Source organism: Macellibacteroides sp., assembly GCF_050251695.1.
GTDB classification, from domain to species: Bacteria; Bacteroidota; Bacteroidia; order Bacteroidales; family Tannerellaceae; genus Macellibacteroides; species Macellibacteroides fermentans.
Genome location: NZ_JBFWMI010000049.1, coordinates 1,755 through 25,981 on the forward strand (window position 1 = coordinate 1,755; position 24,227 = coordinate 25,981).

Here is a 24,227-nt window from a genome sequence, read left to right on the forward strand (position 1 = left end):
ACAATTCCATTCATCACAAACTGACCATCGTTGGGGGTATCACCAAAGTCGCCTCCATAAGCAAGGTATCTCTTTCCGGTTTCCTTATCGTAATTGTACATGGATTGATCCACCCAGTCCCAGATAGCTCCACCGCAGAAGAAGTTGGTCGACTCGATTGCTTCCCAGTAATCAACCAGGTTTCCACAGGCATTTCCCATAGAATGGGCATATTCCGAAACGTGAAACGGATATTTGATATTGTATGTTCCTTTTACCGCTCCGCGCATCCATCCGATTGAAGGATACTGATTGGAGCCCATGTCCACGATATCGTTATTACGCTCATACTGAACCGGACGGGAAAGGTCAACCTTTTTCAAAGCATCGTAAGCGGCTACAAAGTTGTTACCCGGTCCGGCTTCGTTACCCAACGACCAGATTACGATGGAAGGATTGTTGATGTTACTGTGTACCATCTCCATAACCCGGGCCACATGGGCATTTTTCCATTCTACCGGATGAGAAAGGGAGGCAGCTCCATAATAATATTGATGCGATTCAATGTTTGCCTCGTCTTCCAGATATATTCCGTACTTGTTACAAAGGAAATACCAATAAGGATCATCCGGATAGTGGGCGTTACGCACGTGGTTGATATTGGCGCGCTTCATCAACATAATTTCGTCTTCCATCATCTTGCGGGTAATGGCATGACCAACACCCGGATTGGTTTCGTGACGGTTAACCCCTTTTAACTTTACGGTTTTACCGTTTACGTAATAATATCGTCCGGCCAAGCCGAATTCATCTTCTGATGCCGGTGTGTCTTTTATCTCAACTTCACGGAAGCCAACAATGGTTGAAACAGTTTCGACGGTTTTATTCTTTGCGTCTTTCAGTTCGGCAACCAACGTATAGCGGTAAGGGAATTCGGCCGACCACTTATTAGGGTTCTGCACCTGCATCACTACTTTTTGTGCATCGGCCTGCTGAGAGGCTTCCACTACAGGGATGCTGGCAGTTGCGGTTGCTTCGGATACCAACGTATTATCGTCCGAATACAGTTTGTTTGCATACAGCGAGTAGACCAGCTTATATCCTTTTGCCTTTTTATTCCCCAGGTTACGGATATCTGCACTGATAGCAAGAGATCCGTTGGTATAGGTATTGTCCAAATCCGGAATCACATTAAGGTCGCGCACCTGTAGTTTGGGTGTCGAATAAAGTGCAACCGTGCGGAAGATTCCCGGCAAGCGGAACATATCCTGAGCTTCCAGGAATGAGCCGTCCGAACTGCGGTATACTTCTGCAGCAATTATATTTTTTCCCTTACGGAGGTATTTGGTGATATTGAAGTTGGCTGTATTGCGTGAGTTTTTGGAAAAGCCTACATATTGGCCGTTAATCCACAGATAGAAGAAAGAATCAACGCCGTCGAAACTGATAAACACTTCCCGGCCATCCCAGTTTTGAGGAATTTCAAAATCACGAAGGAAAGAACCTACCTCGTTACGGTGTTTGAAGGTGGTCCAGTTTGCAGGCGGTGTACGCATCACTCCACCACGCCAATCGTCCACTTTCACGCTGTGCTGGAATATTACCGGCTGATTTACATAAATAGGCACCCCGTACTTCAGCGTTCCGTCTTTTTGTATTCCAACGATGTTCCAGCTGCAAGGCACCTGAATATTATCCCACGTAGTGGCGTTGTAGTCCGTCCGGTAAAAATCCTTCGGGCGAGAATCCGGATCGGGCGCCCAGTTAAATTTCCAGTTTCCATTAAGTGATTGCCAGTAGCTGCTGTTTTCGGGTAATACCTTACGGGCACTTTCCCGGTCCTGAAATGAAAAGAAGTAGGCTCGCGGCTGCTCCTTGTTCAAAGATAAATTCTCGGGAGATTGCCATTCGTCGCCTGCAGGTGCAGACTGCGTTCCGTAATTAAATCCCGCCAATGGTGGATGTACCGCGAAGCTTTGCAGGGCAAAGCTGCACAGCAAAAGACCAAATGTGATTTTACGCATGATTTTTTGTGTTTTGTTGTTTATAAAATTTAGTTTTTCCACTAATTTGTTTCTTTCCGGCGTATCTAAACGTATTCAGCTATCATCGCAGCATGTTATAACGCTTAAATTATTTGTCGACAAAGATAATAAAAATACAAAAATTCCTACCCCGAATCTAAAGAATGTTAGCAAGATAGCTAAGCAGAGTCTGCATGAGTCATATTGCTTTTCTTTCAATCTGTTTCACTTGCTTTTGAAATAAATGTTTACATTTGCCAGTCAAACACGTACGAACGGATGAGCGTAGAAATTAAAGAAGTTAAAAGCAAGAAGGAGCTTAAGCAGTTTGTTAAGTTCAACATAGAGTTATATAAGGATTGTCCTTACCATGTACCCGGAATAATTGAAGAGGAGATGGTTACTTTAAGCCGGGATAAAAATCCGGCTTTTGAGCTTTGTGAAACAATCTATTTTCTGGCGTTGCGCGACAAAAGGATTGTGGGCCGTATTGCGGGTATTATAAACCGGAAAAGCAACGAGATCTGGAAACAAAACCATGCCCGGTTTGGCTTTGTAGATTTCATCGATGACAAGGAGGTGGTTGATGCCCTTTTTGCAGCTGTGGAGAACTGGGCCAAAAGCAAAGGGATGAATGCCGTGCACGGACCGATGGGATTTACCGATCTGGATCAGGAAGGTATGCTTGTTGAAGGATTTGATCAGTTGGCTACCATGGCTACAATTTACAACTATCCTTATTATCCGGTGCATCTTGAACGGCTGGGATATGTGAAAGATCAGGACTGGCACGAGTTCAAAATCTATATTCCGGAAAAGACTCCGGAGAAACACGAACGTATTGCCGAAATTGTAAAGGCGAAACATGGTTTAAAGGTGATGAAATTTACCAGAACCAAAGACATTATGCCTTACGTTCAGCAAATATTCGATACGCTTAATAAAGCGTATACGCCCCTGTATGGCTTTGTTCCGCTTACGCAAAAGCAGATCGATTATTATGTAAAAATGTATATCCCCATGCTCCGTCTGGACTTGGTTACTTTGATAATTCGTGAAGCTGATGATGCGGTGATCGGTTTTGGCATTACCCTGCCCAGCCTGTCCGAAGCCATGAAGAAGGCAAAAGGAAGTCTGTTTCCTTTCGGTTTTATCCACCTGCTTAAAGCATTGAAGACAAAACCTAAAGTTGTGGATCTTTACCTGATCGGAGTGTTGCCCGAATATCAGAACAAAGGTGTAAATGCGTTGATATTTAACGACCTGATTCCAATTTACAGAAGTCTGGGGGTAGAGTACGGAGAAAGTAATCCGGAACTGGAGACCAACAGCGCTGTTCAGGCTCAATGGGATTATTTCAAACGTGAGCATCACAAAACAAGACGTGCATTTATAAAAGAGTTAAAATAAGAGAGAGACAGACTATGAATGAACTGAATTCAACAATACAACAGCTTACTGCGTATAACGAAGACGATATCCGCACGCTGGACTGGATGGAGCATATCCGCCGCCGGCCCGGGATGTATATTGGCAAACTGGGAGATGGTAGTTATGCAGACGATGGTATTTATGTATTATTGAAGGAGGTGCTGGATAACTCTATCGATGAGTATATGATGGGATACGGTAAATCTATCGAGGTTACCGTAGAAGAGGGAGCCGTTTCTGTAAGGGATTACGGCCGGGGTGTTCCTCTGGGAAAGGTTATAGATGTTTCAAGCAAGATGAACACCGGTGCCAAATACGACAGTAAGGCATTTAAAAAGTCGGTAGGGTTGAATGGAGTGGGTATCAAAGCCGTTAACGCTCTGAGCAGCTACTTCCTGATAACAAGTCACCGGGACGGAGAATGCAAACGGGTGGAATATAGCAAGGCCGTGGTTACAGAAGAGTCGGACATTATGCCGACCAGCGAAGCCAACGGTACACTGGTTTATTTTGTTCCCGACAAAGAAATTTTCAGGGAATACGAATACAAAAGCGAATTCATCGAATCTTTGCTGAAGAACTATGTTTTTCTGAATTCCGGACTATCCATCATATATAACGGGAAAAAGTTTCATTCCAAAAATGGTTTGGTGGATCTGCTCAATGAGAATATGACCACCGATCCTCTTTATCCGATTATCCATCTGCAAGGAGAAGATATCGAAGTGGTGATTACCCATAGCAATCAGTACGGCGAAGAATATTATTCGTTTGTAAACGGTCAGCATACTACCCAGGGTGGTACTCACCTATCTTCTTTCAGGGAGGCGGTAAGCCGTGTGATCAAGGAATTTTACTCCAAGAATTTCGATTACTCGGATATTCGTTCGGGAATTGTGGCGGCTATCAGTATCAAGGTGGAAGAGCCGGTTTTTGAAAGTCAGACGAAAACAAAGCTGGGTTCAAGGGATATCGGACCGGGTGGACCAACCGTTGCCAAATTTATCGGTGACTTCCTGAAAAAGGAACTTGACAATTACCTTCACAAAGATGCCGAAACGGCAGATGCATTGCTTCGGAAGATTCTGGAAAGCGAAAAAGAACGCAAAGCCATTGCCGGTGTAACTAAACTGGCCAGGGAAAGAGCAAAAAAAGCTAATCTGCACAACAAGAAACTAAGGGATTGCCGTATCCACCTGAACGATCCGAAAGGTGACTTAACAGAGGAAACCTGCATATTCATAACTGAGGGTGATTCTGCCAGTGGCTCCATCACCAAAAGCCGGGATCCGAATCTGCAGGCCGTATTCAGCTTAAGAGGAAAACCGCTTAACAGTTTCGGCCTCACTAAAAAGATCGTTTACGAGAATGAGGAATTCAATCTGTTGCAGGCTGCTTTGAATATAGAAGACGGACTGGAAGGTTTACGCTACAATAAAGTGATTATTGCAACCGATGCCGATGTGGACGGGATGCATATCCGTTTATTGCTGATCACATTCTTCCTGCAGTTCTTTCCGGATCTGATTAAACGGAACCATGTGTACATCCTGCAAACACCTCTTTTCAGGGTTCGCAACAAACAGAAGACCTTCTATTGTTATAGTGAAGAGGAACGGTTGGCAGCGATGGCTGCTGTTGGAAAAAATCCGGAAATTACCCGATTCAAAGGATTGGGTGAAATATCTCCGGATGAATTTAAAAACTTTATCGGAAAAGACATACGTCTGGATCCGGTAACAATGAAAAAAGAAGACCTGGTGAAAGATATGCTGGAGTTCTATATGGGAAAGAACACAATGGAACGGCAAAACTTTATTATTGACAACCTGGTTGTAGAAGAAGATATAGTATGAAACGTATAGCGCTTTTCCCCGGAACGTTCGATCCATTTACCATCGGACATCAGTCGCTGGTTACCCGTGGGCTTAACCTGGTAGACGAAATTGTGATTTCCATCGGTATAAACGATAAGAAGCTTACCTACTTCTCGCTGGAAAAGCGTATTGCCGCCATTCAGGCCTTATACAAAAACGAACCCAGGGTAAGCGTAAGACAATATAATTCGCTTACAGTGGATTTTGCCCGCGAAATGGGCGCCGAATTTATTATGCGCGGTATCCGTACCGTAAATGACTTTGAATACGAAAAAAGCATTGCCGACGTAAACAGGAAGCTGGCCGGTATTGAAACTTTCATATTATTTACCGAACCGGAACATACACATATCAGCTCCAGTATCGTGCGCGAATTGCTGCGGTACGGAAAGGATATTTCACTATTTGTTCCTAAAGAAACCGAATTATTTTAATGATACCGGCTGTTTCGTACAGCCGGAAGTCTTGTTTAGTAATGTTGACATAAATATAAAACAATGAAACAACACCTATTGTCCCTTTTTCTGATAGCCTTTTGCTTTACTTCTGTAACAGCTCAGAACAGCAACCAGGATGCCCGTAAACTTTCCCTGGCTCTATATGCCATATCTAATTTATACGTTGATACCGTAGACGAAGGCAAGTTGGCCGAAGATGCCATACGTGGTATGCTTGAAAAACTGGATCCGCATTCCACCTATATGGACAAAGAAGAGACCAAGGAGATGACTGAGCCGTTGCAGGGCAATTTTGAAGGAATAGGAATTCAGTTCAATATGCTTACTGATTCACTATATGTGATTCAGGTAATCCCCGGAGGTCCGTCCGAAAAAGTGGGACTAATGGCCGGAGATCGTATTATTTCGGTTAACGATACCTTGATAGCCGGCGTTAAGATGAAAACTCCAGACATCATGAAGCGACTTAGAGGTCCCAAAGGAACATTGGTAAAGGTTAAGGTATTACGACAGAACAATCCCGAACTGATTGAATTTAAAATCATTCGCGGCAAGATTCCGGTATATAGTCTGGATGCTGCCTATATGGCCGACAAACAGACAGGTTACATTAAGTTAAACCGTTTTGCAGCTTCCACAGCCGACGAGTTCAGGGAAGCCGTTCAGAAACTACAGAAAAAAGGCATGAAGCAGCTGATTCTGGACCTGCAGTCTAACGGTGGAGGATATTTAAATATTGCGATTGATCTGGCAGATGAGTTTCTGGCGGACGATAAACTGATTGTTTATACCGAAGGATCGAAACAAAGACGGGAAGATGCCAAATCCAGCAAAAAAGGATTGTTCGAGAACGGACGGCTTGTAATATTGGTGGACGAGGCTTCTGCTTCTGCCAGCGAGATTGTATCCGGAGCCGTACAGGATTGGGACAGAGGTGTAATCATCGGCAGACGTACATTTGGCAAGGGATTGGTTCAAAAACCCATTCCCCTCCCCGATGGATCGATGATCCGCCTTACTGTTTCGCGCTACTATACGCCTACAGGTCGTTGTATCCAGAAACCATACGAAAATGGGGATAAAGCTCTGTATAACCGGGAACTGATTGAAAGATATAACCGCGGAGAACTTACGAATGCAGACAGTATCCATTTCCCCGATTCTATGAAATACAGTACACTGATCACAAAGAGAGATGTGTATGGCGGTGGCGGTATCATGCCCGATGTTTTTGTTCCGGTAGACACAACCCGCTACACCGATTATCATAGAAACCTGGTAGCTGCTGGATTGGTAAACAGGGTGGCCATGAACTTTATCGACCACAACAGAACGGAATTAGGTAAAAAATTCGACTCGATTGCCGCCTACAAAGAAAAGTTCGAAGTTCCCCAAACGTTGATTGATGAGCTGATCTCGCTTGCCAATGGCGAAAAAATACCTTACAAGGAAGACGAATTCAATCGTTCCAAAGCATTGATTACGTTGCAGGTCAAAGCCTTGATTGCCCGCGATCTTTTTGACATGAATGAATATTTCCAGGTTATTAATGACGACAACGAAATATACAATCAGGCATTGAAGCTGATAAACGACAAAGCAGCCTATGAAAAGGAACTGGGAATTAAAAAGTAAGCTGTATTTGTTACTATTCGGCCTTATCTCTCCGCTTTTTCGGATAAAGAGGTTATATTTGCGTATGCATTAATTCAGAGTGAGTACAGGTATGTTGAAACAACAGTTACAACAAAAGTTACAACAGAAGCTTTCGCCTCAGCAGATTCAGCTAATCAGGCTTCTTGAACTTCCGGCCATCGAGCTTGAAGAGCGCATTAAGCATGAACTTGAAGAAAATCCGGCCCTGGAGGAAGGTAGAGAGATACAGGATGACTTTGAAAAGTCTGATGATACAGATTTCTCCGATGAAGGGAGTGTGTCCGAATCGGAAACGGATCTGGCCTTAGGCGATTACCTGAGTGAGGAGGATATCCCTGATTACAAACTTCAGGAGATCAGAGGAAAAGCAGAACAAAAGGAGGATATTCCATTTTCGGTAAGTCAGTCGCTGAACGAGTTCCTTTTACAACAGATTGGATTGCGTGAATTACCGGAGACGGAAATGAAGATTGCCGAATATATTATTGGCAATATAGATGATGACGGGTACTTGCGCCGGGATCTGGAAGCGATTGCCGACGATTTGATTTTTCAGGCGGGTCAAGAGGTGACCATCGATCAGGTGAAAGGGGTTCTTCTGGTGATTCAGGACTTAGAACCTGTAGGCGTAGCAGCCCGGAACCTGCAGGAGTGTTTGCTGATTCAACTGGAGAAAGGAAATAAAAACAGCGATTGCCAGTTGGCAATAAGGGTGTTGAAAGAATATTTCGATGAATTCACCCGTAAGCACTACGATAAAATAGTAAGAGGATTGCAGGTTGACGAGGAATCTTTAAAAAAAGCAATTCACGAAATCACATCCCTTAATCCGAAACCCGGAGCAGCGTGGGGCGACAGTATGGACACCGTACTTAGTCAGGTTATCCCCGATTTTTTAGTAGAGGCTTCCAACGGAGAACTGATCCTTACCATGAATAACCGTGGAATTCCGGAAATGCGGATCAATAAAGATTATGCCGCCATGTTTCAGGATTATACGGGTAACAAGGCAAACCAGACATCCGATATGCGCGACGCGGTTCAGTTTGTAAAACAAAAGCTTGATTCGGCCCAATGGTTCATCGATGCTGTACGCCAGCGTCAGGAAACATTGACCAGAACCATGGAAACCATCATCATGCTGCAGACCGAATTCTTTCTGACGGGAGATGAGGGAACGCTCCGGCCTATGATCCTTAAAGATGTTGCAGAAAGATGCGGTTACGACATATCAACAATTTCAAGGGTGAGCAACAGTAAATATGTGCAAACCAATTTTGGAATCTACCCTCTTAAGTATTTCTTTTCCGAATCTACGCAAACGGATACCGGAGAAGAGATTTCGACCCGGGAAGTAAAAAAAATACTAAAGGAATGCATAGAGGGAGAAGACAAACGTAAGCCGCTTACAGATGAGGAACTCACAAAGATACTAACGGAAAAAGGGTATCTGATTGCCCGGCGCACCGTAGCAAAATACAGAGAACAACTGGGGTTGCCTGTGGCCAGACTCAGAAAAGAAATTTAATAAAGATACAATGAAACTATTTGCTAACATAACGTCCATCCTTTTCCATCCGCTGTTAATGGTTACGTATGGAATGATATTGGCCTTGTCTTTTACCTATCTGGCCATCTATCCATTATCCATGAAGCTCGTTATTGCAGGGGGTGCGTTTATTAGCACGGCTGTAATGCCCGGATTCTTTATTCTTCTTTTTGTTAAAAGCGGAGCAGCAGGGGATTTGGAACTGACGGACCGGAAGGAGCGCTTTGTGCCCTATTTCATTTTTATAGTATCCATAGGAGCCTGTTTTTATCTTATGCTAAAGCTGATGATGCCCGTATGGATTCTTGTATTGCTGGGAGCGACAGCGATTAGTTTACTTATCGGCATGGCGATCAATATTTTCTGGAAAATAAGTGCCCACCTTATGGGGATTGGCGGACTCATCGGTGCCATAATGGGAATATGCCGACTGCATCAGCAAAATCCTTATTGGGCCTTTATCCTGCTTTTCATTATTGCCGGGTTGGTTGGCACTTCCAGAATTTTTCTTGGCAGACATACACCAATGCAGGTTTATGCTGGTTTTATACTGGGATTTTTCTGTACCTTTACAGCATCGATTTTGAGTTATATCTATTTATTCATCTAATAAAATACTAGAATTATGATTTTCCCTGCAGAACTAAAGTACACAAAGGATCATGAATGGATCCGCGTTGAAGGCAACGTGGCTTATGTGGGTATTACTGATTACGCACAAAGTGAATTAGGCGACATTGTATATGTTGACGTTCAGACAGAAGGTGAAACCGTTGAGATTGAAGAGGTGTTTGGCTCCATTGAGGCGGTTAAAACAGTTTCTGATCTGTTTATGCCTGTTTCCGGCGAAGTGCTTGAAGTAAACGGTGCATTGGAAGAAAAGCCTGAGCTTATCAATGAAGATGCATACGGAGAAGGATGGATTATTAAGATTTCGGTTGCAGATGCGGCCCAATTGGACAGCTTGCTTTCTGCAGCTGATTATGAACAATTAATTGCTAAATAAAAAAATGACTCCGATAGTTAGTATAATAATGGGTAGCACATCCGACCTTCCGGTAATGGAAAAGGCTGCCAAATTTCTGGACGAGATGCAGGTTCCTTTCGAAATGCATGCTTTGTCGGCACACCGTACACCAGCAGAAGTTAAAGCGTTTGCCAAAAATGCCAAAGGACGTGGCATTAAGGTTATAATCGCTGCTGCAGGCATGGCTGCCCATCTGTGTGGCGTGATTGCCTCCATGACCACCCTTCCGGTGATTGGAGTACCTATCAATGCTTCACTCGACGGCATGGATGCATTGCTGGCCATCGTACAGATGCCTCCGGGTATTCCTGTTGCAACCGTTGGAATCAACGGATCACTAAATGCGGGTATTCTGGCTGTCCAGATGCTTGCTGTGGGAGATGACAAACTGCAGGAAAAATTGGATCAATATAAGGAGGATCTGAAGAAAAAAATCATTCAGGCGAATGAAGACCTCGCCAAGGTTTCTTACACGTATAAAACAAATTAACAGATCGGGGGCGAACCAAAAGGTTTGCCCCTTGTTAATTAACAAAGAGAAGACTCCTTGTTATTCACTAATGCATAATACAGATGGATTATTTCAATTATAATCGCCGGCAATCGTCGGTTGTTCAGATAGGAAACAAACAACTGGGTGGCAACAACCCCATCCTTATTCAGTCAATGGCCAATGTATCCACACTGGATACCAATGCATGTGTCGAACAAGCCATACGCATCATCGATGCCGGAGCAGATTATGTCCGGTTCACGGCTCAGGGAATCAGGGAAGCCGAAAACCTGGGTGTGATAAGACAGGAACTCACCCGGAGAGGATATACAAATCCGCTTGTTGCCGATATTCACTTTAACCCCAAAGCTGCAGATGCCGCTGCTCAGGTAGTGGAGAAGGTACGTATCAATCCGGGTAATTATGTGGATAGTAAGATATTTAACATCAGAGAATACTCCGATGAGGAATACAATGCCGGAATCGCAAAAATCCGGGAACGCTTCATTCCTTTCCTTCATTTGTGCAAGGAACACAACACCGCTATCAGACTCGGTATAAATCATGGCTCTTTATCGGACCGTATTATGAGCCGTTACGGCGATACACCTGAAGGCATGGTAGCTTCCTGCATGGAATTTTTGAGAATCTGCCGGGAAGAAAATTTTCATAATGTGGCAATCTCAATCAAAGCATCCAACACGGTGGTTATGGTTCAGACAGTACGTCTGTTGGTTAAGACCATGGATGCCGAGGGAATGGCTTATCCTTTGCATTTAGGTGTTACGGAAGCAGGCGACGGCGAAGACGGACGAATCAAATCGGCTGTAGGCATAGGCACATTGCTTCACGATGGAATTGGCGACACTATACGGGTTTCACTCAGCGAAGAGCCCGAGGCAGAAGTTCCGGTTGCTCGTAAATTAGCAGAATATGTACAAAAAAGAGCTGGAGCTCCAAGAGTGGAGGGAACTGTCGCCCCGGGATTCGACAAGATAAAACCGGCACGCAGAAAAAGTAGGATCGTAGAAGGTATTGGGGGTGAGGGTATTCCCGTTGTTGTGTCGGACAGGAGCAACGGATTAAGCTTTGAATTCAATCCAGAGGCTAAGCCCGACTATGTTTACGTGGGAGCAGTAGACCCAGATAGTCTTCCAGACAATATTAAGTTTATTGTTGATGCCCATAGATGGAAAGAAAAGGAGAATGTGTTCCCCTATTTTGTTGCTTCCAATGCAGCAGAAATGCATAACTACAATGCATCAATCAAGTTCATTCGTCTGACCTATGCGGATTTAAATGAAGAGATGCTTGCTATTTTAAAGAATGACCCATCTGCGGTCGTAATTTTAAGTTCTCACCATGCAAACGGATTAGGAGCTCAACGAGCTTTTATGCATAAGCTTATGGCCTCCGGATGCGATGTACCTGTTATTTTACACCGCGAGTATAAGGAAACGGATGTAGAAACACTTCAAATAAAATCGTCTGCCGATTTGGGGGCATTAATTTTAGATGGATTCTGCGATGGGATCATGTTGATAAATCAGGATGGGAATGTTCTGGTAACGGACAACTGTATGTTTGGTATCCTTCAAGCTACCAGGGTGCGTATCAGTAAGACCGAATTTATCTCATGTCCGGGTTGCGGACGAACGCTTTACAACCTGCAGACTACCATTGCAAAGGTAAAAAAGGCAACTTCTCACCTCAAAGGACTAAAAATAGGTATTATGGGGTGTATTGTTAACGGGCCCGGTGAAATGGCCGATGCCGACTACGGATATGTTGGTGCAGGGGTTGGAAGGATCAGTTTATATAAAGGGAAAGTGTGTGTACAAAAAAATATTCCTGAAAATGAGGCCGTAGAACGCTTAGTTGAGTTAATAAAAGAGAACGGAGATTGGAAGAACTGAGAAATATTGTATCTTCGTGCCTGTTAATCAATAAGCACAGATGAAAATAGAAATAGTAAATAAGTCGCATCATCCGCTTCCCGGATATGCGACGCCTCTTTCGGCCGGGATGGATATCCGGGCAAACCTTTCTGAACCGGTGGTGCTTAATCCATTGGATAGAAAGCTTATACCAACAGGTCTGTTTATAGCCTTGCCCGAAGGTTACGAAGCCCAGATGAGGCCCCGCAGCGGTCTTGCCATTAAACATGGCATCACGCTTCTGAATACCCCCGGAACAATTGATGCCGATTACAGAGGGGAGATCGGAGTTATCCTTGTCAACCTTTCCAATGAGCCTTTTACTGTTCAGGATGGCGAACGGATTTGCCAGATGGTAATTGCTGCACATGCACATGTTGCATGGGAGCCGGTTGAATTGTTGGATGAAACCGAAAGGGGATCCGGAGGCTTTGGTCACACCGGAAAGCATTAATCAGATTAAGAACATACGAAAATAAGCTTGCACATGTTGAAACGAATCATACCTTCCGGCTTAATATTCATGCTTCTGGCTTCAGTAAGTCCGGTTCCGGCAACCAATCAAATAAAAAGTCAGACAACTTATGTGAAGCCGGGAAACGACATCCAGCGCAAATTGGATTATTTCTTTTATGAAGGAGTAAAACAAAAAAACGCAGGAAAGTACGATGCGGCATTTGATTTGTTTACACATTGTCTGGAGATTGATTCGACATCTTCACCCGTGCTATTTGAATTATCTTCTTTTTATGTTGAGATGGATAAGCCTGAAAAAGCGGTAGGTTTACTCCAAAAGGCGGTAGATCATGCACCGGATAACTTCACCTACCGCATGGCCCTGGCCACAGTAAGCAGGGGATTAGGCATGTTTTCGGATGCCAGTGCCGAATACGAAACCCTGATTCAGAAATTCCCGGACAAGACGGACCTGAACTATTACCTTGCCGAATCGCTTACACAGGAGGGAGAAATAGGAAAAGCTATTGATGCTTACGATGCTCTGGAAAATAGTGTGGGTATGAATGAGGCGATCTCCATACAAAAATACAAGCTTTACAACTCGTTGAACGAGCCTGAGAAGGCTATGAAAGAGATTGAAAAGCTGGCCGCAAAATATCCTATGGAACCCCGTTACCAGATTGTAATGGGAGATTTGTATCTGGAAAAGAATAATACAGACAAAGCCCTGCTTTGCTATAACAAAGCCCATGAGATTGATCCTGCAAATCCATATTATATAGTTTCGATGGCCAACTACTACGAAATGGTTGGAGATAAAGAAGCCGCCGAGACTCAGATTCGCAGTGCATTGGTTAATAACGATCTGGACGTGGAAACCAAAGTGAATATCCTTTCACGTTACATTGTTCGTTTGCAACAAAACAAACAGGATGTTGAAGGGGCCAATATATTATTTCAGACATTACTCGAACAGCATCCGGAGGAGACTCAACTCAAACTCATGTATGGAAGTCTGCTTGCGATGCAGGAAAAAACGGAAGAGGCCCGGTTCCAGTTCCAACTGGTTACTGAAATGGAACCCGACAATGCCAGTGCCTGGCAACAGTTGCTTAATCTGTCTCTCAAGGCAAACGATATGGAGGAGGTAAAGCGGATTTGCCTGAAATGCCAGGAGCTGTTCCCTGATGCCCCCGAATACTATTTCTACCTTGGTATTGCCCATTACCAGTTAAAGGAATATGAGAAGGCTCTGGAAACATACCAGGCCGGAATTCAGATTATTGATAAAGAAAACACCTCCCTGATCTCCGATTTCTACGGACAGATAGGTGACATCCATTATCAGATGAAAAATCAGGAAAAGGCATATGAAGCCTACGAAGAGGCCTTGAAATATAACGACAAAAACATTGTTGTACTTAACAATTACAGTTATTTTCTTACTTTGGACAAGAAAGATTTGAAAAAAGCTGAGCGTATGAGTGCACAATGCATTAAACTGCAGCCGGATAACAGTACCTATCTGGATACATACGCATGGGTATTTTTCATGCAGGGCAACTACACTCTGGCTAAAATTTATATTGAAAGCGCCATCAGTAAAGACACTACCAAAAGTCCGGAATTGGCCGACCATTACGGGGATATCCTGTACATGAGCGGAGAGAAGGAGAAAGCTGTGGAACAATGGATTAAGGCAAAAGAACTAGGAAAGGAAAGTGAAATTCTGGACCGGAAGATTGCAGAAAAGATTTACATTGAAGAGGTTGTAAAATGAAACGGAACAAACAATATATACTTTTACTGATTACTGCTACACTTATACTTGTAAGCGGATGTAAAACAGCACGTAAAGCAACATCCGGAAGAGAGGGTATTTTTAAAGAAAAAGAAGTATTTATGTCTTCTGTTCAACAGAAAGCATTGCAATTCCAAACCCTTTCGGCAAGAATGAATGCAGACTTGAACATACCCGGAAAGAGCTTAAGTTCCAGAGTGGATATGAAGATAGTTAAAGACAGCGTATTTCAGTTGTCAGTACAGCCTTTTCTGGGTATTGAGGTTTTTAGGATGGAGTTCAGCATTGACAGTGTAAAGATGATGGACCGGATGAATAAACGCTATGTATTGGAAAGCTATGAATCCCTGAAGGGCGAAACTCCGGTCGACTTCAACTTCTACAATCTACAGGCATTATTTACAAACCACCTATTTTTACCCGGGAAGCAGAGTATCAGTCCCGAAGAATTCATTCAGTTTTTTTATGTTGAGAATGAAGGTTTGGCGGAATTAAGAACAAAAGACGAGACCGGCTTGCACTACACATTTACCGCTGATAACGAAGAAAAATTAGTATCAACGTTAATTGCCAATGCTACCGGAAGCCAGAAGCTTCAATGGGATTATACCGATTTTCAGCAGGCCAATTCGCAATCTTTCCCAATGAGAATGAAAGCTCAGGTAGTTTCAGGCAACGAAAACAAGGGTAGTCTTACTCTCAATTTCAATAAAATAGAACCAGACGTTCCCGTGAGAATGGATTTCACCATTCCCTCTAAATATACGCGCATCACCTATGCGCAGATTATTAAAGCATTAAGTAATTTAAGCAAATGAGATACGGTTGGATTGCATTATTCTTACTTTCAGGACTGGTAGCTTTCAGTCAGAATTCCGCAAGGGTCAAGCAGTTGGAAAATCAGCGAAAAAAAGCGCTGGAAGAAATTGAGATGACAAGCCAACTATTGAATGAAACTAAAATATCAACCCGTAGCTCATTGAACAGGCTTAACCTGCTTTCCAAGCAAATCCTTTCGCGCAAAAAAGTTATAAGTATTCTGAATCAGGAGATTGGAGGGATAGATTCTCAAATAAATGGAATGCGCCGGGAAATTGGTCGTCTTGAAGGAGAGCTTAAAACTAAACAGAAAAACTACGGTAAATCTGTACGTGGCATGTACAAGAGAAGAAGTTCGCAAGACAAGCTGCTCTTCATCCTGTCCGCCGACAACTTCGCACAGTCCATTCGCCGGATGCGTTATCTGAAAGAATATGCCGACTGGCAAAAACGTCAGGCTATCGAAATTTCTGAAAAACAGAAAGAGATAGAACTTAAGCGCAGCACTTTGGAAAAAACCAGAAGTGAAAAGCAGGCTCTGCTGGGTGTAAGGGAAACCGAAAATAAAAAACTGGAGAACGAAGAGTCTACTCAGAAAACTGAAGTACAACAACTTAATAAGAAACAACGTGATCTGCAGGCTCAACTGAAGAAAAAGAAGCAACAGGCCGAAGCGTTAAATCAACAAATCGAGAAGCAGATTGCTCTTGAAATTGCTAAAGCCGAAGAAGAGGCTCGCTTGGCACGGGAAAAGGCCGAACGTGAACGTGCCGAAAAAGCTCGTATTGCCCGCGAAGAGCGAAAAAGAAAAGCCGAAGCTTCTGGGAAAAAATATGTTGAAGAAAAAGAGGTACCAGCTCCCGAGCCCATACGTGAGGAACGTGTAGCGGATGTAAAAGGCGGTTATGCCATGACCCGTGAAGAAAAGAAATTATCGGATAATTTTGCGAATAATAAAGGTCGCCTGCCCTACCCTGTAACCGGCAGACACACGATTGTTGGCACCTTTGGTGAACAGCAACATCAGGATCTGAAATATGTTCGTACAAACAACAGCGGTATTGATATCCAGACCTCACCCGGAGCAGATGCGCGTGCCGTATTTAATGGAGAGGTAACCCGTGTATTTGTTGTTCCCGGGTATAACAATTCCGTAATTATCCGTCATGGTAATTACCTTACAGTTTACAGCAACCTGAGTCAGGTTTATGTAAAAGCCGGCGACAGGGTATCGACCCGTCAATCCATCGGGAAGATCTTTACGGATAGTGAAGATGGCAATGCAACAATCCTGCATTTTCAACTCTGGAAAGAAAAAACGAAGCTAAATCCGGCCCCCTGGTTGGACTAATTCAAATCATAAATTAAATCAGGCAACAACCGGTTGCCTGAGAAAGAAAGAGATCAGGATTGTCCGGAACAGGAAACCAAATTCCGAATTCTTCTGCAGATGGAGGTAATATCAGTTTTATCGGGCAGCAATTCACCCACTCGGGTACTTGTAATGCGGCAAAACTGAATGATAGAAAACGAAAGCATCGACAGATAAGCTGCACTTCCAGATAAAGCAGCTCCCGGAACCCCTGATACGGGAATAAGGAGTGAGCCTGTCAGCAATAACACAGAGAGACCTAGTAATGAGCTGATTGTGCTTATACGGACTCTTCCGCTTCCGATAAAAAAATGGCTGAATATACTGTTACAGGCTAAGGCAATCACCCCCGGAGTCAAGCATATGATTACTTTCCGGATACCGGAAAATTCCTGACCAAACAACCAGGATGTAAATACGAATTCCGGAATAAGTAAAACGAACAACATGACAATAGTAGTAGCCAACAAGGTAAGCCATACCAACTGAATGGTGATACGCTTTTGAATATTTGCATCTTCTGTTTGTGCAACTTTGCCAAAAACGATAAAAGAAATACTTCTGCTAATATTCCAAACGCTTTCTGACACCTTGGTTCCGGCATCAAACAGGCCGACACTTCCAACTCCACTGAATCGTTGCAGTAAAAAGTAATTAATGCGGCTGGTGAATTGCTCTGCAAGGTTATCAACTCCGGCCCAAAGACCGTACAAAAACATATTCCAGGTTAAGGATGGCAATTCGTTCCATGTACCCCGCTTCAACAAAGGCATCACCCATAGTAAGCTTATTATCCATGCGGTTACATTTGCAATGTACAGCCCACAGATATAGGCATCTACCGTTTTCACATCAAATACATAGTAAAGAATCAGAACAGCAACAAAGAGCAATCCTCCCTGTAATGTATATGTCAGATTAAATTTTCGTATGCAATCTGTTCCAAGTAAAAAGCGTGCATTGGCAGCTGTAAGAGAAAGGAGTAAAGATAGCAGATAAACATGTATTCCGTACCCTTCAGGGATAAGTCCGCTTACCCACATAATACAAGAAGCTAAAGCTCCCATACTAATTGTCCACAGATAGGCCGGTATAAATACCTGAAAAGAAGGATACCGGTTCATAAAATAAACGATAGTGTTTCCGCTGAGTACACTGTTACACATCATTACGATGTTTACTGCAGCCAATACCAACCCAATCAGTCCTACGCCATGAATTCCCAAGGCGCGTGCATTGAGAACAAGAAGTATCAGATTAAGGAAAGCGACCAGGTAACGTGTGCCAATGGTTTCTATTATTTTACGAAGCATGCATCAGAGTTGTAATCCGTCTAATAACCGTATATAGGTATCAATGGCCTCCCTTATTTCGGAAGGACAAATAAATTCGTCCGCTGTATGCGAGCGGGAGGACTTTCCCGGTCCGATTTTGACCGAAGGGAACCGCATCAGTGCCTGGTCCGACAACGTAGGAGACCCAAAAGGCTCTTTACCCAAAAGGATCGCCCTTTGAACAAAGGGATGGGTAATCTCGGTTCGTGAAGAGTTTAATCGGAAAGACCGGGCTTTCACTTCACTATCTATATGTTGTTTTATATGATTAAACAATGCTTCATTCGTATAGAACTCATTGGTCCGGATATCTACCGTAAATTCGCATCTATCTGGAATTACATTATGCTGACTTCCGGCATGAATTACCGTAACCGACATTTTTACCGGGCCCAGAAAATCACTTTTTTCTGGAAATTGATACGTAGTAAACCATTCGATATCCTTCATAGCCAAAAGGATAGCATTCACCCCCTCGTTTCTGGCAGCATGACCAGCCTTTCCCAAAGCGATACAATCCAACACCATCAATCCTTTTTCGGCAACAGCCGGTTGCATCTCCGTAGGCTCACCCACCACTGCAAAATGAATGGGAGGTAACTCGGCAAGAGCCAATTCCAGACCATTCTTTCCAGAAACTTCTTCTTCACATGAGGCTAAGAAAATCAAATTGGATGGTTGGCTCTTTTTACTTAAAATCGTAAAAGCTTCATACAATGAAACAACACTGGCGCCGGCATCGTTACTTCCCAACCCATACAGGCGGTCGTCCTCACCGGCATCGGCAGCAAACGGATCCTTGCTCCATCCTGCTACAGGCTTTACCGTATCTATGTGGGAGTTAAGCAATATGGTTTGTTTCCCCAATTCAAAACCCGGAGCAACTATCCAAAGATTATTCCCTGCGCGGTTTACTTTATGGCCAGCCTTTGTCCATTCAGAAAAAAGATAATCGGCTACATCGTTTTCTTCACGGCTAAATGAAGGAATGCGAATCATACCGCTTAGTAAATCCAAGGCATCATAAAAAGCTTCCATATTGCTGTTTTAATATTACTAATTTATTCCAATCCGGACAGAAGCGCATCCACCTCTTCCCGATCAATCTCTAACTGGGCACGTAAAGCCTCCAGACTCTCAAATTTAATATCTTCGCGCATAAAACGAACAAATATTACCTCCAACTGAGCGTTGTAAATGTCGCCGCTAAAATTCAGAATATTGACTTCAAGAGCCATATCCAGATTATTATCTATGGTTGGCCTGCATCCGATATACAGCATTCCTTTGTAACGTACCCCGTTCAAATTTACCCAAACCGCATAGATCCCGATTCCCGGCAAAACTTTAAATGGCTCGTCTACCCTTATATTGGCAGTAGGAAAACCAATTGTTCTACCAATTTTATAACCGCTTACAATACTTCCTTTGATCATGTATGGATAGCCCAACAAAGCCGCAGCTTTGTCTACACGACAATGGTCTAATTGCTTACGGACCTCAGACGAACTAACATGCTCCATTCCGGGGCTGTAGGGTGAAGCCTGTATCACATCCATCCCACAACTCTTTCCGTATTCTACATACTGTTCAAAACCATCCGCCCGATTACGGCCGAAACGATGATCGTACCCAATCAGCAATGTATTCACATGAATTCGCTTACACAAGATCTCTTGGATAAACTCTTTGGCCGACAATTGAGAAAGTTCAGGAGTAAAATCAAGTACGATACAATAATCTACTCCGGTAGATTCCAGATGCATCAGCTTCTCTTCAAAGCTATTCAATAATTTGGGTTGGTAATCGGCATGAAGCACTGCTCTGGGATGTTCGGGAAAGGTAATTACAGCTGCAGGAAGCTTTCTGGACCTTGCTACTGATAGCATTTCTTCAATCAGGAACCGATGTCCCAAATGCACTCCATCAAAGAATCCAATGGTGGCCACCAGCTCAATGTCTTTCAATATCTCAGTATCTCTCGTCACAATCATACCTATGTTCTTTTCCAGTTGAATTACAAAGGTAAAGAAAGAGATGGCATAATTCCTAACAAACAGGAGACAATCCGATAAAAATCCGTACTTTTGTACTTCCTAACGAACAGAGATGAGACAATGGAATATCAGATAAAAGCGCCTTCCAAATTACAGGCATCCATTCAGTTACCGGCATCCAAAAGCATCAGTAACCGTGCACTGATCTTACATGCATTAAGTTACAGTGCTTACGACATCGTTAATTTATCCGATTGCGATGATACAAAAGTAATGGTAAATGCCCTTAATTCGGATGGCCGCAATTTTGACATTAAAGCAGCAGGAACCGCTATGCGGTTTTTAACCGCTTTCCTTTCAAAAATTGTGGGAGAATGGACAATAACCGGAACCGAACGCATGAAGAACCGGCCCATCAAGCTACTGGTTGATGCCTTGAACTCCTTAGGTGCCCGTATTGAGTACATTGAGAAAGAGGGTTATCCTCCGTTGCGGATTTTTGGAAGTGCATTGCAGGGCGGAGAGATTTCTCTGTCCGGAGGAATCAGTTCCCAATATATTTCGGCACTTCTCATGGTTGCCCCGCTTATGGAAAAAGGACTTACCATCCATCTGGAAGGAAACATAATATCCCGTCCTTACATCCAACTCACCCTTCAGCTGATGGAACAGTTCGGGGTGAAGGCTAATTGGTCTGGTCAGACTATAAAAGTATTGCCTCAGGAATATAAGCCGGTCCCCTTCACTGTGGAATCCGACTGGAGCGCCGCCTCGTATTGGTATCAAATGGCAGCCCTGAACAAAGATGCTGAAATTGAATTGTTAGGGTTGTTTAAAAATAGTTTACAGGGTGACTCGGCTGTAGCCGGATTATTTACGCAACTGGGTATTACAACCTCTTACACAAACAAGGGAGTTCTTTTAAAAAAGAACGGAAACCGATGCACAAAGTTCAATCATAATTTTGTGAATGAACCCGATCTTGCACAAACCTTTGTGGTTACTTGTGTGTTACTTAACGTACACTTCCGTTTCTCTGGATTGCAGAGTTTGAAAATAAAAGAAACCGATCGCATCGAAGCCTTATGTAACGAGTTGCGAAAACTTGGCTATCTGATTAATGTTGAAGGAAACAGTGTGATGGAATGGAATGGAGAGCGTTGCGAACCAATGGATCACCCGGTGATCAACACCTATGAAGATCATCGTATGGCCATGGCTTTTGCTCCGGTAGCTCTTGCACTCCCTCAGGGAATCTGTATTGCTGATCCGGAGGTGGTGAGCAAATCATATCCAAATTTTTGGAATGATTTACTAAAAGCTGGTTTTGAAATTAAAGATTAAATTATTGGCTCTATGTGGTTTATCGTTATTGGAATTATTGTATTGGGCATCCTTGCCGCCATTGCTGGTCATTTGCGGAATAAGAAATTGCAGGGGATGTTGGAGAGGGGAGAAATCAAGGAAATTCCCGAGCCGAAAGAGATATCTGAAGGATGCTGCGGACAGCATGAAACCTGCGAAAAAGACAGCCTGCTTGCTGCTGTAAGCAAGAAAATAGAATATTACGAAGATGAAGATCTGGATCGTTTCATCGGTACCGCTGCAGATGCATATTCGGAAAATGAAGTTGAAGAATTCCGTGAAGTTCTCTATACGCTTCAGGAAGTTGAAGTGGCCGGATGGATCCGCAGCCTGCTTTTACGGGGTATCGAATTGCCCGATGCCCTGAAAGATGAAGCATTTCTGATTCTTGGTGAACGACGTATACACGCCTAACGTATGACAGATCTACTGCAATATGCATTTTTTCAAAACGCCTTGATAGGAAGCTTTCTAACAGCGATTGCCTGTGGAATTGTTGGCACCTATATCGTATCCAGAAGGTTGGTGTTTATTACCGGCGGAATCACCCATGCCTCATTCGGAGGATTAGGTATCGGCTTTTTTGCCGGCATAAATCCTATTCTCTCGGCTTTGATCTTTTCTATTCTTTCCGCCTTCGGAGTAGAATGGGTTAGCCGCAAACAGGGGGTGAGGGAAGATTCGGCTATAGCCGGGTTCTGGTCTCTGGGTATGGCTTTGGGAGTTATCGCCATATTTATGACTCCGGGGTTTGCTCCTAACCTATCCGCCTACCTTTTCGGAAATATTCTTACAATTTCATATACCGATATCCTTTGGATAAGTATATTGTCGGTTGTACTCATTGTTTTTTTCGTGCTTTTCCACAGGGAAATTCTTTATGTAGCATTCGACAACGACTTTGCGTTAACCCAACGTTTGCCGGTAAAACTGGTGGAATATACCATGATGTGCTTTATTGCCATTACGATTGTACTGTCTATCCGTTTGGTTGGAATTATGCTGCTTATGTCTATGGTAACTCTGCCACAGATAACCGTCAATCTCTTCACATCCAATTTTAATAAGATTATCTGGGGAAGTATTTTTATAGGATTTATTGGATGTTTGTCAGGATTAATCTTGTCCTATTTATTAAACGTACCTTCGGGAGCTTTTATCATTCTGGTATTGGTCATTTTCTTTTTAGTGGCAAAAGGGCTATTATTCTTCCGTAAAAAACAATAAAACAGGTTCATTTCTGTTTATTAAGTTGTTAAAACAGGCAACATTGAAAAAACAGACCGGCTATATAAGCGCATTATGTGTGTTTGTGTTGCTGGCATCGTGCAGTACAAAAGAAAATACGATGTCCAGTAGGTTTTATCATGCCTTTACCTCCCGGTATAATATCTACTTCAACGGCAAGACATCCTTCGACGAATCAATGAAATCGCTTCAAGACGGACATAAAGATAATTATACCGAACAGCTGCTTATGTATCCGGTAAGCGGACTCTCTAAAGAAAAACAAACTACAGGAGGATCTTTCGACCGTGCGATAGAGAAGAGTAACAAAGCCATTAAACTCCATTCCATACAGACAAAACCGCTTAAGAAACCGGGTTGGCGAAATGACCCCAAGCAAAAAGCGTTGCAGGAGATGGAAGAGTACAACCCATTTTTAAAGAAGTGCTGGCTGCTATTGGGTGAAAGTCAATTTTACAATGCTGACTTTTTACAGGCTTCGGCCACTTTTTCCTATATTGCCCGTCATTATGCCCAGGATGAAGAAATGGTTGCCGAAGCAAAACTCTGGCAAGCCAGGTCTTATGCTGAGCTGGGGTGGATGTATGAGTCGGAAGACATCCTGAATAAATTAAATATCAATGGTATTCCCAAAAGTAAGCAACGCAGGTATGCTTCAGTATATGCAGATTATCTGATTAAAAGCAAGCAGAGCAAAGAGGCTATCCCCTACCTTATAACTGCCATCAAAGCTGAGAAAAACAGGAAACAGCGTACCCGAATGAAATATCTTCTAGGTCAATTATATGCTGGTGAAGGATTGGATGGTCTGGCTTATAAAACTTTTGGCCAGGTTATCAGTGCAAATCCTCCATACGAAATGGAATTTGCAGCGCGTATCCGTCAGACCGAAGTTTTTCCCGGAGGAAATGCAACTAAAATAATTCGCAGATTGCAGAGTATGGCCCGTAGCGAAAAGAATGTTGATTACTTAGATCAGGTGTATTATGCTATCGGGAATGTGTATATGAGTCAGCAAGACACAATCCGTGCCATCGAAAGTTACAAATCAGCAATCGAAAAAAGTAAACGGAACGGATTGGATAAAGCGATCTGTCAACTTCGTCTCGGAGATATCTATTTCAAACAACGTGCCTACGAAAAAGCACAGCCCTGTTTCCTGGGAGCATTAACTGCTCTGGATAAAAAACACCGCGATTACGAACGGGTTGCTAAACAGTCTGTCATTCTGGACGAGCTTGTTATCCATACTGAAGCCGTTCATCTGCAAGACAGTCTGCAAACCCTTGCCAAAATGAGCGAACCGGAACGACTTGCCGTTATTGGTAAAATTATTGATAAAGTAAAAAAGGACGAGGAAGAACAAAAAAGAGCAGCTGAACAAGCCGCTTTCTTAGCCGA

Annotated in this window: 21 protein-coding genes; 17 read left to right on the forward strand and 4 right to left on the reverse strand. The window is 43.3% G+C overall.

All coding sequences use genetic code 11. The features are described from left to right. Positions 1 to 2,003, reverse strand: a 2,003-nt coding sequence (locus AB7E53_RS08810) for a glycoside hydrolase family 2 TIM barrel-domain containing protein (protein WP_446775228.1), incomplete at its 3' end; no start/stop codon positions are given. 279 nt (positions 2,004 to 2,282) lie between these two features. Between AB7E53_RS08810 and AB7E53_RS08815 the strand changes: the two genes are divergently transcribed. The 13 genes from AB7E53_RS08815 (at position 2,283) to AB7E53_RS08875 (ending at position 16,861) form a co-directional block, all read left to right on the forward strand. Beyond that, on the forward strand, positions 2,283 to 3,413 hold the full coding sequence (locus tag AB7E53_RS08815) for a hypothetical protein (RefSeq protein WP_350457155.1): 1,131 nt from the start codon (positions 2,283 to 2,285) through the stop codon (positions 3,411 to 3,413). Positions 3,414 to 3,427: 14 nt separating this feature from the next. Continuing rightward, entirely contained in the window at positions 3,428 to 5,290 is a 1,863-nt protein-coding gene (locus AB7E53_RS08820) for a DNA topoisomerase IV subunit B (protein WP_079682361.1), read from the forward strand. Next, on the forward strand, positions 5,287 to 5,745 hold the full coding sequence (coaD, locus tag AB7E53_RS08825; RefSeq protein WP_068181506.1) for a pantetheine-phosphate adenylyltransferase: 459 nt from the start codon (positions 5,287 to 5,289) through the stop codon (positions 5,743 to 5,745). Before AB7E53_RS08820 ends, coaD begins: the two co-directional genes overlap by 4 nt. Positions 5,746 to 5,808: 63 nt before the next feature. After that, complete coding sequence (locus tag AB7E53_RS08830; RefSeq protein ID WP_079682360.1) at positions 5,809 to 7,404, forward strand: S41 family peptidase; 1,596 nt, start codon at positions 5,809 to 5,811, stop codon at positions 7,402 to 7,404. Between the two features lie 91 nt (positions 7,405 to 7,495). Further along, a complete protein-coding gene (rpoN, locus tag AB7E53_RS08835) occupies positions 7,496 to 8,953 on the forward strand; it encodes an RNA polymerase factor sigma-54 (RefSeq protein ID WP_446775230.1) in 1,458 nt (485 codons plus the stop codon). 10 nt (positions 8,954 to 8,963) lie between these two features. Further along, positions 8,964 to 9,584: a phosphatase PAP2 family protein gene (locus AB7E53_RS08840; RefSeq protein WP_079682358.1), complete on the forward strand. Its 621-nt coding sequence runs from the start codon at positions 8,964 to 8,966 to the stop codon at positions 9,582 to 9,584. Between the two features lie 15 nt (positions 9,585 to 9,599). Then, positions 9,600 to 9,980 carry a glycine cleavage system protein GcvH gene (gene gcvH, locus AB7E53_RS08845; protein WP_079682357.1) on the forward strand — a complete coding sequence of 127 codons (381 nt, stop codon included), beginning with the start codon at positions 9,600 to 9,602 and terminating at the stop codon, positions 9,978 to 9,980. 4 nt (positions 9,981 to 9,984) lie between these two features. Continuing rightward, positions 9,985 to 10,491, forward strand: coding sequence for a 5-(carboxyamino)imidazole ribonucleotide mutase (gene purE / locus AB7E53_RS08850; protein WP_446775232.1), 507 nt, complete (start codon positions 9,985 to 9,987; stop codon positions 10,489 to 10,491). Between the two features lie 83 nt (positions 10,492 to 10,574). Further along, positions 10,575 to 12,410 carry a 4-hydroxy-3-methylbut-2-en-1-yl diphosphate synthase gene (locus AB7E53_RS08855; protein WP_371689070.1) on the forward strand — a complete coding sequence of 612 codons (1,836 nt, stop codon included), beginning with the start codon at positions 10,575 to 10,577 and terminating at the stop codon, positions 12,408 to 12,410. A gap of 40 nt (positions 12,411 to 12,450) precedes the next feature. Next, positions 12,451 to 12,885: a dUTP diphosphatase gene (gene dut, locus AB7E53_RS08860; RefSeq protein WP_446775233.1), complete on the forward strand. Its 435-nt coding sequence runs from the start codon at positions 12,451 to 12,453 to the stop codon at positions 12,883 to 12,885. A gap of 33 nt (positions 12,886 to 12,918) precedes the next feature. Continuing rightward, on the forward strand, positions 12,919 to 14,670 hold the full coding sequence (locus AB7E53_RS08865) for a tetratricopeptide repeat protein (RefSeq protein ID WP_079682353.1): 1,752 nt from the start codon (positions 12,919 to 12,921) through the stop codon (positions 14,668 to 14,670). Next, complete coding sequence (locus AB7E53_RS08870) at positions 14,667 to 15,509, forward strand: DUF4292 domain-containing protein (protein ID WP_371689068.1); 843 nt, start codon at positions 14,667 to 14,669, stop codon at positions 15,507 to 15,509. The genes AB7E53_RS08865 and AB7E53_RS08870 overlap by 4 nt, the downstream gene beginning before the upstream one ends. Then, a complete protein-coding gene (locus AB7E53_RS08875) occupies positions 15,506 to 16,861 on the forward strand; it encodes a murein hydrolase activator EnvC family protein (protein WP_446771858.1) in 1,356 nt (451 codons plus the stop codon). The genes AB7E53_RS08870 and AB7E53_RS08875 overlap by 4 nt, the downstream gene beginning before the upstream one ends. A gap of 53 nt (positions 16,862 to 16,914) precedes the next feature. Here AB7E53_RS08875 and AB7E53_RS08880 read toward each other — a convergent pair whose 3' ends face one another. The 3 genes from AB7E53_RS08880 to ribF are packed head-to-tail and all read right to left on the reverse strand — an operon-like array spanning position 16,915 to position 20,210. Continuing rightward, positions 16,915 to 18,195: a lipopolysaccharide biosynthesis protein gene (locus AB7E53_RS08880; RefSeq protein WP_446775236.1), complete on the reverse strand. Its 1,281-nt coding sequence runs from the start codon at positions 18,193 to 18,195 to the stop codon at positions 16,915 to 16,917. Positions 18,196 to 18,198: 3 nt separating this feature from the next. Next, positions 18,199 to 19,254 (reverse strand): M20 family metallo-hydrolase, encoded by a 1,056-nt coding sequence (locus tag AB7E53_RS08885; RefSeq protein WP_446775238.1) that lies wholly within the window; start codon positions 19,252 to 19,254, stop codon positions 18,199 to 18,201. A gap of 23 nt (positions 19,255 to 19,277) precedes the next feature. Further along, positions 19,278 to 20,210, reverse strand: coding sequence for a riboflavin biosynthesis protein RibF (ribF, locus tag AB7E53_RS08890; RefSeq protein WP_068181467.1), 933 nt, complete (start codon positions 20,208 to 20,210; stop codon positions 19,278 to 19,280). A gap of 123 nt (positions 20,211 to 20,333) precedes the next feature. Between ribF and AB7E53_RS08895 the strand changes: the two genes are divergently transcribed. The 4 genes from AB7E53_RS08895 to porW all read left to right on the forward strand — a co-directional run. After that, the gene (locus AB7E53_RS08895; protein WP_446775240.1) at positions 20,334 to 21,557 is read left to right on the forward strand and encodes a 3-phosphoshikimate 1-carboxyvinyltransferase; all 1,224 of its coding nucleotides are present in this window, start codon (positions 20,334 to 20,336) and stop codon (positions 21,555 to 21,557) included. 12 nt (positions 21,558 to 21,569) lie between these two features. Beyond that, positions 21,570 to 21,992, forward strand: a complete 423-nt coding sequence (locus tag AB7E53_RS08900; RefSeq protein ID WP_079682347.1) for a phospholipase — start codon at positions 21,570 to 21,572, stop codon at positions 21,990 to 21,992. Between the two features lie 3 nt (positions 21,993 to 21,995). Next, the gene (locus AB7E53_RS08905; RefSeq protein ID WP_068181460.1) at positions 21,996 to 22,805 is read left to right on the forward strand and encodes a metal ABC transporter permease; all 810 of its coding nucleotides are present in this window, start codon (positions 21,996 to 21,998) and stop codon (positions 22,803 to 22,805) included. 43 nt (positions 22,806 to 22,848) lie between these two features. After that, positions 22,849 to 24,227 (forward strand): type IX secretion system periplasmic lipoprotein PorW/SprE (gene porW, locus AB7E53_RS08910; protein WP_446775242.1); only part of this gene is annotated, 1,379 nt, incomplete at its 3' end.